Genomic DNA, 13,281 nt, shown 5'->3' with positions numbered 1-13,281 from the left:
CACGAGATGCACAAAACGAGTGATGCTCTCCTTCTCTTGAACCCGTGTGCTCCGTTTCTGAGAGAGACAGGCTAGCGCACAAAGTCGCGCAACGAGTGGCAATAGTTTTGGAGAGCAACATCGTGCTGTGCATGGAGTCCCCAGCTCCTCCGATCAAGGTGGAGAACTGGCTGCGCGGCGAGCCCCTCACGAGCTTTCAGCCCGGGAAGGTGTACATCGTCGAATTTTGGGCAACTTGGTGCGGACCATGTACGGCAATGATGCCTCATCTAGTAGAGCTGCAAGAGAAATACAAAGACAGCGGACTTGAGCTGCTCGGCGTCGCAGCTTACGAACAGGCTCCAACGGCGGACGAGGCCCGAACAACGTTGGACGCGTGGTTGACCGAGAAGTTCTCGAACCTGAACTATCGGATCGGGTTCGACTCCACAGGCGAAATGAGCAAGCTTTGGATGGACTCCAGCTTTTCTGTCGGGATTCCCACCTCATTCGTCGTTGACCGTGACGGCCACATCGCCTTTATCGGTCCTCCGATGCAGCTCGATGACGTCTTGCCGAAAGTTCTTAACGGCAGTTGGCGGACCAGCGATGAAGCTAAAGCCGCCGATACAGAGCGGATCGACAGCGGACGACGCGAAATGCGCGAAATGGAGCGCAAGCGGGCGTTGACTGAGCCGATTCTCGCCAAGCTTTGGCCGGCGATGAAGGCGGAGGATTGGGCAAAGGCGGTTTCGGCGGTCGAAGAGGCCGTCGCGGTGATGCCGGACGACCTCAACTTCCGCGTGCTCCATGCGAAACTGTTGCTTCACAGACTGCGCAACTTGCAGACCGGCTTGCCGGTTTTGAAGCGATTCGCTCGCGACGCGATCGACAAAAACGATGAGCACTGGATGGAAGGGGCACTGAGCCAGCTCTTTGATCCGGCGAATGACAACTCCCACTTCCCGTCTGCCGAGCGCCTCGCGATGGGCAAAGAGTTGTCCGAACACATTCTTGCGCTGAATCCTCCGCAAGGGGACGGTGGCTTCAAGTACCTGTCCTATGGGGCGGTCGCTCAGTATTATTATGAGAGCGGCAACAAGGATCGCGCAATCGAATTGGTCGAGGTGGCGTTGAACTCGCTAGACGGTCCTGAGCCTATCCCCGACGAACTGAAACAGCACGTCATGTCGACGTTTGTCGAAGCGCTGGCCAACTACAAGGGTGAAAAGGCTTGCTATGGGACTGTTTGTGCAACTCCGCAAGACGGGTTTCCGAGAGCGTCAAAGCGCAGGCAACGGAGCAAACAAAAAGAAGGGTGATAGTCGGAATTGCTCGCTTGGCATCATCCATTTCTCCGGCTGCCAGTGGCAACTAAATTTAACGGTCTGACGGTTTAAAATGCACGCGCGCACAGCCATCGGGGCGGCCGGACCTAGGCGGGCATCGCCACGCTTCTGCAAACAGGTGAAGATGAATGTTGTCAACTCCACTGATCGGAGTCCAAGATAGGCAACGTTCGGTGGTGTAGGCGAATCGGAACCTGCGAATTCATTCTCGCGTTGCCGCGGTGCCAACACGGAGGAACTAGCATGGCAAAGGCGAGAAGCGGACCACCCGCGGCCGAAAGCAGGACCGGGCGCGGGTGGCGGGCGGACAGGATTACGAGGTTCGCGACGAGGCGAAGAAGACGCGCCGCTCGGCCTCCACGAAGAAGGCGGTCGAGAAGGTGGGCAGCAGCCGCAAGAAGGTCGAGCGGCGCTTGGGTCGATGAGAGGCGGCCTGTCGCTCGTTAGGAACGAGCGTCCCTGCGGCTAGTTCAACGATCAGTCTTGCGTGCCATCTTGCAAGACCGTCCTGTTGCTGACAACTAAGCTCCAGCCCGTTCCTCCCGCGGGCTGGTTCTTTTTCGCGGTGGTTTCACATTTTTGAATCTGAACAGGAAGAATTTTTGGGATGAAGCTGTCGTTTGCCGAACCGGACAGCGGCAGACCGCTCGGTCCCAGCTCGTCTCTCGATCCGGAAAAATCTCCAGTCTGAGGCCGACGTGGTGGGCGCTTCGGCAACTCGAAAAATTTGGGTCATGATTCACATTCGTTATAGCTAGAACCGGGGACGCCAGGAGAAATCGGCAATGCCGGGCGGCGAAGGCATTTCAATTTCGGAATCATTGAACCCGGCAGCGTGAGGGGCCGCTGTCAAAAACAGCGGTCCTTTGCTTTTTGACCCATAGAGGTGCATTAGACACGACAAATTCGGGGTGCGCCGATTGCGTAATCGCGAGTTCCCCACCGCCAATGCAAGGTTGAGCGGCTTGGGTTCAGCGCCGCTTTAAGGCTGACCGAGCTAGGTCCCAACTCCAGCCAGCGCCGAGTTGGGGCCGCCCTTTTACGGTACCGCCGGGAGCGAGGAGCCCGCGTTCCACTTAAATGAGGGCCTTCACTCGTTCTCAGCCTTGGCTTGCGCGATTGCATTTTCCAGTTCAGATACGAGGACCCTGTAGTGAGGGACCACCCGGTCGAAAGCCGCCCGCTTTATTGGCGACTTGGCCTCATCTCTCAACCGCTCGCACTTCCCGATCTGCTCGCGCAAGGTCGCGACATGTTCGAGCATGTCTTTCATCGCGCCCCCCATCGGCCAATGAATTTCAACTGATACAACTTAGGCACTTTAGTCTTTAATAGGCGCTTAAGCGTTCAATTCACCTTGCGGCGCAGCTTCTGGATCAATCAGCATATTGCCGCGTCGGTTTGTGGCCCCAGCCGAAAAGGTAGCCCCCCGACTGCTGGAGGAAAACCCGTATCAGACGGGTTGGCGGCCCCTACTTGGGGCCGTTTACTTTCCAATTCAGTTTGCGCGTAACGGAAAGCTCGCGATCTTGCGCGTCAGCTGCCAAAGCTCGACTGCGTGGGTCCCCGCTAGTTGCTGCGCGCGCTGTCTAGCGGCTCTTCGCACAAATCAGCCTTACGCGTTGCACGATATTCCCATCAGGCCCGAACAAATAGGCCATGAACTCTTCCATCGAAGCTTCCACTACGGGCGCGGACCGCGAACACTATTAGTCTGAAACCATAGAGAACGCTCTAAGCACCGGGATTCGCGACCGCCTGCGGCCAACAACGCAGCGGCCGCGCCAACGCTGGCACGGCCGTGGCGAGGCCGCCTGCGCTCCGGGTTACCGGCGCTGGATATTGCCCGGAGGTTTGCCGATCATACCACCGCCACCAAGAGTAACGTTTGCCCGAAAGGGGCACTCATTAGGAGTGCAAAAAAAGGCCCCAACTCACGCAGGGGCATTTGAGCCGGGGCGGACTTGGGGTTACCCTTGGGGAAGGGCATGAACGTTCCCTTCCTAATTTCAAAGGAGCGTATTTCCGGATGATCTGGCACAAATTGCATATCCAGCCCGACTCAACCTAGGTTAAGATAGTACATGGGCAAAGAACAGCTAGTGCTTGTGCTTGCCATCGGCGCTGGTGTTTTCACCGTGGCCGCTGCAGCGGCGCTACTCTTTGGCCTTTGATCTATCTCAATTGGCGCACGCGAGCCGCCCCGCATCTTCCCATCCTGTTGGAGGCGACAATGACAATGCGGCCTTGGATGTTGCATGCGCTGGCGTGGGCTGCGGCCGCCCTGGGGTTGGCAGCCATCATTTCCATGAGCATGTAGGGGGCGGCGCCGATCGCTCGCTTGGGGCGGTGCTTCGATGTTGAGCTGGGGCAAGCTGCATATCAGGGCTTCTTCTGAGCGTGCTCGGCCTCGACGGCGCGGAGCAGGGCGGCAAGGTTGGGATATTCCACGCCATCGCGAGCATACCGGTTGACGCGCTCGACATAGCGGGCCGATCCGTCGGGCTTGCCGCGCCAGCTGAACAGCAGCACCGCGCTGTTGTGCTGGCGCAGAACGTGGCCGGCGCCATTACCGAAATACTTGCTCATGGCGTGGGGCTTCATGGCCGCGCCTCCAGCTTCGCCAGCTCCGACTTGTCCATTCCCGGATGAGCGTCCCGGCGGGGGACGTTCCTTATTGTAGACGAGGAGAGATTCGGGGAGGGTGAACAGCTTCACACTTCTTTGTTTTCAGGCGGACGACTGTCCAGCATGCCAGGCTGCCCCGGCGTCGGGAGCGCGAACTCCGGGCTGCGCGGTACGTCCGGATGTCGATGCATCGGCAGCAATATTAGATCGCGGCCGCCGCCAGCAGATCCTCGCCGGCCTTCTTCAGCGTTATGATCGTCCTTCCCTCACGACACGGAAGCGGGGTCCCGCCAGTTCGTCAGGGACGACGCGAACCGGGGTGAACTCAGTAACGATCCGCCGAGCGCGTTTGCAGTTGGGGCAAACGAAAAGGTGCGCGACTATCGCTTCTTCGTCGTCTCGCGACAACTCCGAGCGAAGCCAATTCATGCCGATGTGGCAACGGCCGCCCTCGACCAGATCGAGAAGCACGTCAATCCGGACCTGGTCGGCCGGTGCTTATTCTGTGCCTTGGCCGAGACGTAGTTTCGCACGTCATAGTTTTGATGATCCGAGCTCGAGCCAGCCGCGCTCGACGCCAAGATCTGCTCAAATAAGGAATCGCGCTGTTGCTTTTCCCGCTCCGTCATGATGCACGTCCTTAGTTTCCGCTGCGAACGCAAGAGCTCGTTGGAAGGTACCGCTTCCAGTGCGGCTCGGAAACAATGCTGATCGGAAACCCTTTGTCTCGCCAGTCGCAGGCCTTCATGATCTTGTTCCCAAACGACGAGTGTTTCCACGAATCGGTAGCGTAGATGCCGATCACAAGAACGTTTGTTTTCTGTGTCAGGCTACCGACTTCGGCGCCGAGGCGTTCGACCACGCTCTCACATTCCTTGCGGCAGCCGAAATTGAATGTGCCTGTGAAGCAGTATCGTTGGCCGGAGAATGTCAGTGGCGGCTCGGGATCGTTCAGCGGCAGCGATGTTGATTTGAGAACTTCACCCAAGCCATCAATCTCTCGGTTTGAAAACTGATTGAGCGTATCGAGTAGCTCCGTCTTCTCGTCGTCGTCGAGCACGCCGTCACTCAGCATCTCGCCGATCCGCTTGTAAAGCACTCGCACGACGGGCTGGTCGCTGATGTGAAGATTGGCGCCGAGCCACTTCTGCAAGAATTCGACTTCAGCTTGGTTGACCTGGTTGTCTGCCACCAAGCCGCGGGCGATCCCAATCAATTCATCGATCTGCCTGCTGCCGATCCTGTCGCCACCACACGATTATAGAATTCGTCTGCGCCGGCAATCATCTAAAATACTCCCAAACCGATAAATGACGGCATCAAATCGCAACCGGAGGGCGAGCGCAAGGGGTAACGATTGACCTCAATCGGTCACGTAAGCTTCACCTTCCCCAATGATCCTACCCGCCCATTGAGCGCGAGCTCGCAGAGCGCTTTCGTTCATTGACGGCATGTGAGCCTCCAGTTGGTTGAAGAGGACGCTGGCTGAAGCCCCAATCACGCGCGCTTCAGCCAGGCCTGAGGGCCACGCCTATCCGCGCCATAAAGACGGATCCTGCTGGGATTGGCTCGCCGATCGGTCTGGAGACGCTATCACGCTGAAGCGGATTCCCCAAGAGCGGGGATGGTGCGAACGCCTACTCGATCGGGTGTGTTCAATTCCCCAGACTCCTATGCGCGATCGAAGCGCTCGCTGCGGCCTTGGGCGGTCGCAAGCGCTGCGCTCGCACGGAGGACCAAGTCATGACCGAGCCCACACGTCAAGCCGCTGCTGCTCAGAACCGCTCCGGCAAGCTCACCGTCTTAGGCAAGCTCAAGACCGCCGTCGACCTCATGCTGTACGAGGGCTCACGTACGGCCGATGCTGCCATGGCCGCCGGAACGACCGACTACGGGCTCAGAGAGCCTATCTGCTTCGCCGAGGCTAGGTCTTGGATCGCAAACACTCTCGGCGATGGTCGGGGGATAGGGGGCGAAAAGTCCAAAACCGATACGGGGGCGCCTACCGCCATGGGTCTCATTCGGAGATTTTTTTTGCTCGCGCCGGAAATTTCAGCCGAAATCGTCAAAACGACCGAAAAACTCTAGGCGCCAACAACAGACAAAGCGGAGTCAGAACAGCGGCTTAGGGCGGTGACGTCGGAATTATTGCCGAAAAATCTGAATTCCAAAAATTGCATGGAGAATCGCGAAAGAGCCTGCGCCACAAGCACTTTTCGCATTCTGAAAGGAACAGAAAATCATGACGGACAGCGAACATCCGCGCCGGCGCCCGCCGCGCATAGTGATTGAGCGGCCGCCGAACCGGCCGCAGCCCCCGGAAACCTCCGAGGATAAAGCCGCTGAGCGGCAACACCGATTCGCGATCGTGTTGGCAGCGTTGCGCCAAAGCCTCTCGGAATCCGTCGGCCTGATCGATGCGGGCCAGATCGCGACCGCCCGATCAAAACTCGACGAGCTCGTCCGAGGCATCGACGCAGTTGAGGTGATGGATGACGATCCGGAGTGATGCGGCCAACGCCGCCGTTAGTCAGTTGCTCGATTTGGTCGCGACGCTGCAGGAGCGAATGACCAGGGCTATCGGACTCCTCGATGCCGGCAGGACCGCTGATGCCCGCGCTTTGCTTGATGCGCAAGTTATGGCGCTCGACGGACTCGACACCACGCCGATCGCTCAACGTTAGGAACCCTCTTGCCGACGGGTATCGCAAATCGAGTAAGAGTGATTCGTCGCTGCCGCCCTGCGCAATGCCGGCCGGTGATGACGAGATCCTTGTCGCTGGCTGCGCGATGCCGCCGGCACAAGCTGAAAACCTGCCTCTCACGAGGCCCGTGATCGCTTGCCGACAAGGACGACGCGCGAAATGCGCAACAGCATCAAACTCCCGACCGACAAACGGCCATCCGCTCAACGGCGCCTCTTTGCGCGTACCTTCGGAGCTGGATTCGATGTGCGCGCGGCTGACAGAGCCACCGAAATCACTGTTTTCGGCGAGATCGGCTGGGATGTCACCGCAGCAGCATTTCATGAGCGCCTCACGTCGTTGAAAGGCGACCTCGTTGTAAAAATCAATTCGCCCGGAGGCAACGTCTTCGACGGGATCCAAATGCACAACAGCCTGGTCGAGTATCCCGGCAAAGTGACCGTCAAAATCATGGCGCTCGCGGCGAGCGCGGCATCGATCGTCGCGATGGCAGGCCACGAGATACAAATGACCGCCAACAGCTTCTTTATGCTGCATAGAAGCTGGGGCATCACCGTCGGAAACGTCGACGCCCACACTGATACGGCGGGGTTATTGTCCAAGATCGACGGCGCGCTCGCCACAACATATGCCGCTCGCACCGGTCAAGATCTCGAGCAGGTCAACGCCTGGATGGCCAATGAGACGTGGTTCACGCCGATTGAAGCTATCGATGCGGGCCTCGCGGATGAGCAAATCGCGGATCCGGACGAACCGACGGCGGCTTTCGATCTCAGCATTTTTGCCAAAACCCCCGACATCCTGAAGCAATCGCAGCGACAGGGACTCCAAGCCACGAAGACCGAGCTCGAGCAGTCGTTGCGATCGATGGGCATGTCCAGAAGTCAGGCGAAGGGACTCCTCCACAGCGGCTTTGCTGGCTTCTCCAACGACCCTTCCTCCGAGTCGACGCACGCGCCCTCAGCGGCGGCACGGTTCGGAAGTGTTGCCGAGGAGGCTATGGTCGCGAAGGTGCCCGCGCCTTCGATGAGGCCTGGAACAAGGGTTGGAAGGACTTCAAGATCGAGTTCACGTCCGTTTTTCTTTCGCTCTACGGCTTCTTCGATGGTCTCAACGATGGAGCGATGAGTTGGGCGCGGCGTGCCGCAATGGCCGCCGGTGTCGATGTGAAGGGCAATCTGCTTCGCTCCGGACCAGCAGCCGGCAACGTTCTCACGAATGCCCAAGCCGGTTCGTTTTACGACGCCGTCGGCCTCAAATCGCCGTCTGCCGGAAATGGCGTCGACCCGGCGGTGCTGAAGCAGCAGATCGGCCTCGAGCAGCAGCGCATCGGGATTCTTGGCGGCATGGCCTCGATTTCCGATGTTATCCGTCAAAAAGAGCTCGAGATCGCTACGGCTCGGCTCAACCACATCAACATTACCGATCGGGAGGCGGATGCGCTGAAGGCTTTGGCGCGGGAGAACGCGCTCGGCATCACTGCGATGAAGCAGCAGGCCGATACGACACGGATCCAAGCCGAGACGCTCGGGATGTCCGCCGGCGCCGCGGCGGAGTACACGGCCGTTCAAACTAGGCTGGCGGGGGCGCTGCGCAATAAGCAGGGACTGACCGCGCAGGACATTGCGGCGATCAAAGCCCAAGCTGCTGCGCTTGGCCAGGTTACCCTGGCAGCTGCGATCGCGGCGGTGAACGACAACGTCGGATTTGGCCAGCAGACTGCGCTGCTGAGCCCGGATGATGTCCAGATCGCGCAGCAACTGCGGGGCATTTATCCGGATGTCGCGACGGCACTTGGTAGCGTTGAGGCAGGGGCTGCGCACCAATGCAGCCCTCAGCGGGCTCTCCTCGACGGTCTCCGGCCAGCTGGTGACCGGGATGACCGATATCGTCGATGGCACGAAGTCGATAGGGCAGGGCTTCCAGGATATGTCGAAGCTCGTCATTCGCGCGATCGAAGAGATGATCGTGAAGATCGCCATCATCCAGCCGATGATGCAGGCCCTCCATACTGGGGCAACAGCTTGGGTCTGAGCTCCGGAGTAGCGAGCATTTTCGGCGGCGGTGGCGGGCTCCCAGGAACTGCGGGCAGCGCATTTTATGGCCCGGTGGCTCCGAGCGCGTTGGGCAACATCTTCGCCGGCGGCAACATCATCCCGTTCGCGCGCGGTGGCGTTGTTTCGATCCCAACGCTATTCCCAATGGCCAATGGCGGCACCGGCTTGATGGGCGAGGCTGGACCCGAAGCGGTGATGCCGCTTCGCCGCGGCGCAGACGGTCGCCTCGGCGTCTCCGCCGGCGGGGCCGCCAACGATAACCGATCGTCCGGGGGCGTCGTCGTCAACGTCATCAATCAGACCGGCGTTCAAGCCGAAGCATCGACGTCTCGCAACGCCAATGGCGATGTCACGGTCACGCTCAAGAAGATGATGGACGATTCCGTCGGACAGTCCCTTTCTTCTGGTGCCGGTTCGCGTGTGCTGAAAAACCAATATGGCGTTCGCCAGTTTATGGGGTCTTGAGAGATGGGGGATCGCGTCGCGACAATCGCCGACTTCCGCGAGCAAGGCGCCCTCGATGCCAGGAAGTGCGCCGGTATCTTTTCTGAGCTCTGCATTGAGGCCTCGCCGGCCAGGCGTATGGATCCGGAAGATTGGCTCGACGTGCATTATAGCGAGATCGTCCCAAAGCGCCTCGACACGTTGCACCGACTCGGCGCGACCGCTGAAGAGCTAGTCGTGTACGTCAGCTTCCTCAACACCGCTCTCAAGACCGAGCTAAAGCGCTTTCACAACATTGTCGGTCCGATCGAAGGATTCCGCCCATGAGCCGGGTTGCCCGCGCAAGCCATCGCGAGCGCCGAGCCTCGGCCGGCCGCCATCCGGTGCTTCACCTCGTCATGCCCGGTCTCGAGGTCGCGCGAGAGGCACCGCGCCCGCGAGAAACCGTGACGGCGTTTCTGCGCCGGACGGGCTGGGCCCGGCGCGACCGCGTTTATGGCTGGCAGTTCCGGAAGGGCCTCCCGACCATCCTCGAGATCAATGGCGAACCGGTGTTGCGGAAGAACTGGTCGCGCCGGCGCATCGTGGCAAACGACAACGTTCATTTCGTCTCGTATCCATTGGGTGGCGCCGGCGGCAACACCACCAAACAGGTGATCGGCCTTGTCGCGCTGATTGCGGTCGCGGCCTTCGCGGCACCGTTGGGCGGGGTCATCGCGGGAGCGATGGGGCTGCCAGGGGCGGCCGGGCTCATCGGCGCAGGTCTGGCTCTCGGTGGCTCCCTATGCGTCAACAATGTTCGGCCAATCACCATCGTGTCGAGGGAGTTACGAATGTCAGCAGCAAACCTGATCGTCGCCTCGGACGGTGTCCACCTCGTCTCCGATGCGCTGGTTTGGGATACGTCGGATCAGACCATCACGGCGATCTGCCCCAAGGTGGTCCTGCTGCCGCAATTCAGATGCGCAGCGACGATCCGGGCTGAGCAGCTAATGGTGTTCCAGTCAGTGTCGCTCGCGCTATCGACGATGCCGGCGACGGGCTTCGACGACTTCAAGCACACCGTTGGAGGCATACTGCACGAGCTCGATGGCCGTCTGGTGACCTTGCCCCACGGGCTTAATCCAGTTTGAAGTTCGCTCTGGCCCACGACAAGGACCAGAGCATGAAGCGCAGCCGCTTTTCGGACGAGCAGATCATCGGGATATTGAAGGAGCATGAGGCCGGCGTGTCGGTCGCCGATCTATGCCGCAAGCACGGCGTCAGCGACGCCAGCATCTACAAATGGAAGGCCAAGTTCGGTGGGCTGGAGGTGTCGGAGGCCAAGCGGCTGAAGACGCTGGAGGACGAGAATACGCGGCTGAAGCGGCTTTTGGCTGACGCCATGCTGGACAATGCGGCCTTGAAGGACCTCCTGGGAAAGAAGTGGTGACGCCCGCGGCCAAGCGGAAGGCTGTCGCACATCTCGTGGCTGCCCACGGGATGAGCGAGCCGCGGGCCTGGATCGGCTGATCATCGAGCGCGGCAAGCCCAAAATGGTGGTCAGCGACAACGGCACCGAATTGACCAGCAACGCCATCCTGACATGGGCCGATCAGAGCCGCGTCGCCTGGCATTACATCGCGCCCGGCAAGCCGACGCAGAATGCCTTCATCGAAAGCTTCAATGGCCGTCTCCGAGACGAATTGCTGAACGAGACGCTGTTCACGTCGCTGGGCCAGGCCCGAGTCGAACTCGGACATTGGCGGGCCGACTACAACGATACGCGACCTCACTCGCAACTCGGATGGAAAACACCATCGGAGTTCGCCTTCACCTGCAACCCGCGACGTGATCTGGCGCTGCGCTATGCCGATGGCTCCGCGCCAGCTCCCGTCGCTACCACCGCCCGCCCGGGTCAATCCAACAGCCGGAGCGAACTCAGGACTGGATAAAACTTGGGGGCAAGGTCACTGGCACAGTTTGGCCAGAGTAGCCCATTCGAAGTGTCCGTTGCAGGTGTGTCCGAGACACAAGGCCCCAGCGGATTCCGTATCACCACGCTAACTCAATCCGAAAGCAACCACCTCGCGCCCTGGCAGGTCGTTGACATGCCGCGCGGCTTTAATCCATGCCCCTGCGCCAGCGACGCCGACGAGCAAGAGATCCGATCGGCATTGGCTGCGGCGCCGGCGCCCCTCGAAGGGCACGCCATCGCAGCTCTGGCAGCCCAGCGCCGGATCGCGGCTCGAGATCACGCGGCCAGCCGGACTCCTTGCTGGGTTGGCGGCTTCGCCCAACTCACGACGGTCACGCGCAACGCGATCTCGACGCGTGTCATTCACTGTTGGCCCGATGACACAATCGGTCGAAAAATGTACATCAATCGGGTCTAATCGGACAGCCCCGCGCACTTGCGAATATCCCAAATGCTGCGGTCCGCAATCTTGTATAGGCGGTTAACATCGTCCCACGCGAACGAGACCCTCCGTTTCAGATTCCCCGCAGCACCAACTGGAACATGGGCACGTCGCCACAAATCCGCGTCATCTCGGTAGCCGTCTTCGTCGCGATTTGGCGCCGGATATCGATTTGCCCACATGAGGTAAACGCGCGCGATCACGAGACGGCCCGAGTCTTCCGGCGGCAGTTGCGGAAGCCCGGCGATTACCCATAGGTGCGGGACATTGTGGTTAGCCGGCACCTTAGTGACCTGCCCAAGGTCGTGGCCGACCTCAAGCCGCTGAGCGATAACTGCTTTGATGACGAGCTCCAACGCAATCGAGGGCTCCCGGTTGAACGCCTCGGTCAGAGCTATTGACGGCGTGCCGCCGTAGCCGATCGAGGCCGCTCTAGCTGTTACGCCTTCGTCAGTCGGCATCGTCGATAGCAGGTAAGCGGAAAATCTCGCGTTGTCAGCTCGAGCTAAAAAATGAAATGGAGCTCGGCGTCGACGTTCGAATATGGAAATCGGCTTGTAATCGTCGGTCATCTGACTGGACTTCCTTTTTGCGAGGGGTACCGAACGGTTCAGCCGACCGCAATCGCGGAACGTGTGATCGCGGTGCTGCCGTAGCGGCAGCACCGTTCGGCTCCCTCTAAGGTCTACAAGCGCTAGGATCCAACCGCAGAGTCAACCGAAACGACACCGTCTCGCAACGCAGCCTCAACCACACGCGCGAAGCTGGCGCTCTTTTCGATCGCCTCTTCCTGTCGGAACTGGGTGTCCTCTCTCCACTCGACGCCGGGACGCGGGGAGGGAAGGTTTTCTAAGGCGGACACATAGAAGACCCGGTTGGACTTTCGGCCGTAGCCGAGATCTTCCCAAAATTTGCGTATGACGCCGCTCATAGGGGATGGTCTTCCTTAAGGGCGGCGACCGCAGCATCAAAGGAAGGAAATGGCACAACGCGACCGGAGATTCCTCCGCTCGAGTATTTGACGTGTGCGGTCCACTTACCTCCATCCAACTTAAAGATGATTTGATCGCCATCGCTGAGCTTAGTCTTCTGCTTCTCGGTCACAATCATTCTCCCAACTTGTCGGCTATCGTCGTGATGGCCGTACCGCCTTAGTTTCCCGGCTTAATCTCTCTGGTTACGCTTATGGTCTTTATCGTTTCATTTTCGTCGGCGAGCCGGATTCGCACGCTGAACGTGAGATCAACGCCGTTGGCAGGCCAGTCAGCCTTCCCATCAGTTACACCAGACACGGTTGCCTTCATTGTACCCTTACCCTTCGGTGGGATGACTCCCATCGAGTTGAGGCTGAGGAACACGTTGAGCATGTCCACGCTCTGCTGCGAACTCGACAAGTAGAGCTCGCCTTCCTCGAGCAGGTGGAGGGCTGTGATGTCCTGCGGCACGATGTTGGTGTCGCCACGATTGAAAATGTAGATCATTAGGTTCGCGCTCTTCGCAATACCGTTCGGCTTTAGCTGCACGTCGACCATCGGTGACTTTTCAAGCAGTTCGCGCTGGTCTTTCGCCGCAGTCAGCTCGTAGTTGCGCATTGTAAAGAACGCGCTTGCGCCAGAGGCTACCAGCGCGATGGTCGACACCACGGCGGCGTAATGCGCCGTCGAAAACTTGCTCTTCGCTGACGGATCGCTTGCTTGATCGGGTGTCTCCATCGTATTGG

General features: G+C 59.6%; 14 protein-coding genes and 2 pseudogenes. 10 read left to right on the top strand and 6 right to left on the bottom strand.

Going from position 1 to position 13,281, the window contains the following annotated elements:
• Positions 1 to 131 precede the first annotated feature (131 nt).
• Positions 132 to 1,301 carry a TlpA disulfide reductase family protein gene (locus tag ACM42_RS02555; RefSeq protein ID WP_128948684.1) on the top strand — a complete coding sequence of 390 codons (1,170 nt, stop codon included), beginning with the start codon at positions 132 to 134 and terminating at the stop codon, positions 1,299 to 1,301.
• A gap of 281 nt (positions 1,302 to 1,582) precedes the next feature.
• A pseudogene (locus ACM42_RS02550) lies at positions 1,583 to 1,753 on the top strand (DUF3606 domain-containing protein); the annotation flags it as partial.
• 665 nt (positions 1,754 to 2,418) lie between these two features.
• Here ACM42_RS02550 and ACM42_RS02545 read toward each other — a convergent pair.
• The 3 genes from ACM42_RS02545 to ACM42_RS02535 all read right to left on the bottom strand — a co-directional run bounded on the left by ACM42_RS02545 (position 2,419) and on the right by ACM42_RS02535 (position 5,172).
• On the bottom strand, positions 2,419 to 2,601 hold the full coding sequence (locus ACM42_RS02545) for a hypothetical protein (protein WP_128948677.1): 183 nt from the start codon (positions 2,599 to 2,601) through the stop codon (positions 2,419 to 2,421).
• Between the two features lie 1,109 nt (positions 2,602 to 3,710).
• The gene (locus ACM42_RS02540; protein ID WP_128948678.1) at positions 3,711 to 3,932 is read right to left on the bottom strand and encodes a hypothetical protein; all 222 of its coding nucleotides are present in this window, start codon (positions 3,930 to 3,932) and stop codon (positions 3,711 to 3,713) included.
• A gap of 664 nt (positions 3,933 to 4,596) precedes the next feature.
• On the bottom strand, positions 4,597 to 5,172 hold the full coding sequence (locus tag ACM42_RS02535) for a BRCT domain-containing protein (RefSeq protein WP_245471674.1): 576 nt from the start codon (positions 5,170 to 5,172) through the stop codon (positions 4,597 to 4,599).
• Positions 5,173 to 5,699: 527 nt separating this feature from the next.
• Between ACM42_RS02535 and ACM42_RS02530 the strand changes: the two genes are divergently transcribed.
• The 8 genes and pseudogenes from ACM42_RS02530 to ACM42_RS02495 all read left to right on the top strand — a co-directional run bounded on the left by ACM42_RS02530 (position 5,700) and on the right by ACM42_RS02495 (position 11,096).
• Complete coding sequence (locus ACM42_RS02530) at positions 5,700 to 6,044, top strand: hypothetical protein (protein ID WP_128948191.1); 345 nt, start codon at positions 5,700 to 5,702, stop codon at positions 6,042 to 6,044.
• A 154-nt stretch (positions 6,045 to 6,198) separates the two neighbouring features.
• Positions 6,199 to 6,465, top strand: a complete 267-nt coding sequence (locus ACM42_RS02525) for a hypothetical protein (protein WP_128948192.1) — start codon at positions 6,199 to 6,201, stop codon at positions 6,463 to 6,465.
• Positions 6,449 to 6,640 carry a hypothetical protein gene (locus ACM42_RS02520; RefSeq protein WP_128948193.1) on the top strand — a complete coding sequence of 64 codons (192 nt, stop codon included), beginning with the start codon at positions 6,449 to 6,451 and terminating at the stop codon, positions 6,638 to 6,640. The genes ACM42_RS02525 and ACM42_RS02520 overlap by 17 nt, the downstream gene beginning before the upstream one ends.
• Before the next feature lie 180 nt (positions 6,641 to 6,820).
• The gene (locus ACM42_RS02515) at positions 6,821 to 7,789 is read left to right on the top strand and encodes a head maturation protease, ClpP-related (protein ID WP_128948194.1); all 969 of its coding nucleotides are present in this window, start codon (positions 6,821 to 6,823) and stop codon (positions 7,787 to 7,789) included.
• Between the two features lie 20 nt (positions 7,790 to 7,809).
• The gene (locus ACM42_RS38580) at positions 7,810 to 9,183 is read left to right on the top strand and encodes a phage tail tape measure protein (protein WP_430641887.1); all 1,374 of its coding nucleotides are present in this window, start codon (positions 7,810 to 7,812) and stop codon (positions 9,181 to 9,183) included.
• A gap of 3 nt (positions 9,184 to 9,186) precedes the next feature.
• The gene (locus tag ACM42_RS02505) at positions 9,187 to 9,489 is read left to right on the top strand and encodes a hypothetical protein (RefSeq protein ID WP_128948195.1); all 303 of its coding nucleotides are present in this window, start codon (positions 9,187 to 9,189) and stop codon (positions 9,487 to 9,489) included.
• On the top strand, positions 9,486 to 10,295 hold the full coding sequence (locus ACM42_RS02500) for a hypothetical protein (RefSeq protein WP_128948196.1): 810 nt from the start codon (positions 9,486 to 9,488) through the stop codon (positions 10,293 to 10,295). Before ACM42_RS02505 ends, ACM42_RS02500 begins: the two co-directional genes overlap by 4 nt.
• A gap of 32 nt (positions 10,296 to 10,327) precedes the next feature.
• Positions 10,328 to 11,096: pseudogene (locus ACM42_RS02495) on the top strand (integrase core domain-containing protein).
• A 437-nt stretch (positions 11,097 to 11,533) separates the two neighbouring features.
• Here the strand turns inward: ACM42_RS02495 and ACM42_RS02490 are convergent.
• The 3 genes from ACM42_RS02490 to ACM42_RS02480 all read right to left on the bottom strand — a co-directional run bounded on the left by ACM42_RS02490 (position 11,534) and on the right by ACM42_RS02480 (position 13,273).
• On the bottom strand, positions 11,534 to 12,133 hold the full coding sequence (locus ACM42_RS02490) for a hypothetical protein (protein ID WP_128948197.1): 600 nt from the start codon (positions 12,131 to 12,133) through the stop codon (positions 11,534 to 11,536).
• Positions 12,134 to 12,488: 355 nt separating this feature from the next.
• Complete coding sequence (locus tag ACM42_RS02485; protein ID WP_164937348.1) at positions 12,489 to 12,665, bottom strand: hypothetical protein; 177 nt, start codon at positions 12,663 to 12,665, stop codon at positions 12,489 to 12,491.
• Between the two features lie 47 nt (positions 12,666 to 12,712).
• Entirely contained in the window at positions 12,713 to 13,273 is a 561-nt protein-coding gene (locus ACM42_RS02480) for a hypothetical protein (RefSeq protein WP_128948198.1), read from the bottom strand.
• Positions 13,274 to 13,281: the final 8 nt, after the last annotated feature.

It is taken from the genome of Bradyrhizobium sp. CCBAU 25338, assembly GCF_028128965.1.
Taxonomy (GTDB): domain Bacteria; phylum Pseudomonadota; class Alphaproteobacteria; order Rhizobiales; family Xanthobacteraceae; genus Bradyrhizobium; species Bradyrhizobium liaoningense.
Note: the sequence above shows the minus strand (reverse complement) of the source record. Positions and strands in the feature narration are given on the sequence as shown.

Excerpts from the sequence above, each read along its gene's own strand:
- ACM42_RS02525 (WP_128948192.1), top strand. The coding sequence starts at position 6,199 with ATGACGGACAGCGAACATCCGCGCCGGCGCCCGCCGCGCATAGTGATT.
- ACM42_RS02555 (WP_128948684.1), top strand. The coding sequence starts at position 132 with ATGGAGTCCCCAGCTCCTCCGATCAAGGTGGAGAACTGGCTGCGCGGC.
- ACM42_RS38580 (WP_430641887.1), top strand. The coding sequence starts at position 7,810 with ATGGCCGCCGGTGTCGATGTGAAGGGCAATCTGCTTCGCTCCGGACCA.
- ACM42_RS02500 (WP_128948196.1), top strand. The coding sequence starts at position 9,486 with ATGAGCCGGGTTGCCCGCGCAAGCCATCGCGAGCGCCGAGCCTCGGCC.
- ACM42_RS02505 (WP_128948195.1), top strand. The coding sequence starts at position 9,187 with ATGGGGGATCGCGTCGCGACAATCGCCGACTTCCGCGAGCAAGGCGCC.
- ACM42_RS02480 (WP_128948198.1), bottom strand. The coding sequence starts at position 13,273 with ATGGAGACACCCGATCAAGCAAGCGATCCGTCAGCGAAGAGCAAGTTT.
- ACM42_RS02515 (WP_128948194.1), top strand. The coding sequence starts at position 6,821 with ATGCGCAACAGCATCAAACTCCCGACCGACAAACGGCCATCCGCTCAA.
- ACM42_RS02520 (WP_128948193.1), top strand. The coding sequence starts at position 6,449 with ATGACGATCCGGAGTGATGCGGCCAACGCCGCCGTTAGTCAGTTGCTC.
- ACM42_RS02530 (WP_128948191.1), top strand. The coding sequence starts at position 5,700 with ATGACCGAGCCCACACGTCAAGCCGCTGCTGCTCAGAACCGCTCCGGC.
- ACM42_RS02540 (WP_128948678.1), bottom strand. The coding sequence starts at position 3,932 with ATGAAGCCCCACGCCATGAGCAAGTATTTCGGTAATGGCGCCGGCCAC.
- ACM42_RS02490 (WP_128948197.1), bottom strand. The coding sequence starts at position 12,133 with ATGACCGACGATTACAAGCCGATTTCCATATTCGAACGTCGACGCCGA.
- ACM42_RS02545 (WP_128948677.1), bottom strand. The coding sequence starts at position 2,601 with ATGAAAGACATGCTCGAACATGTCGCGACCTTGCGCGAGCAGATCGGG.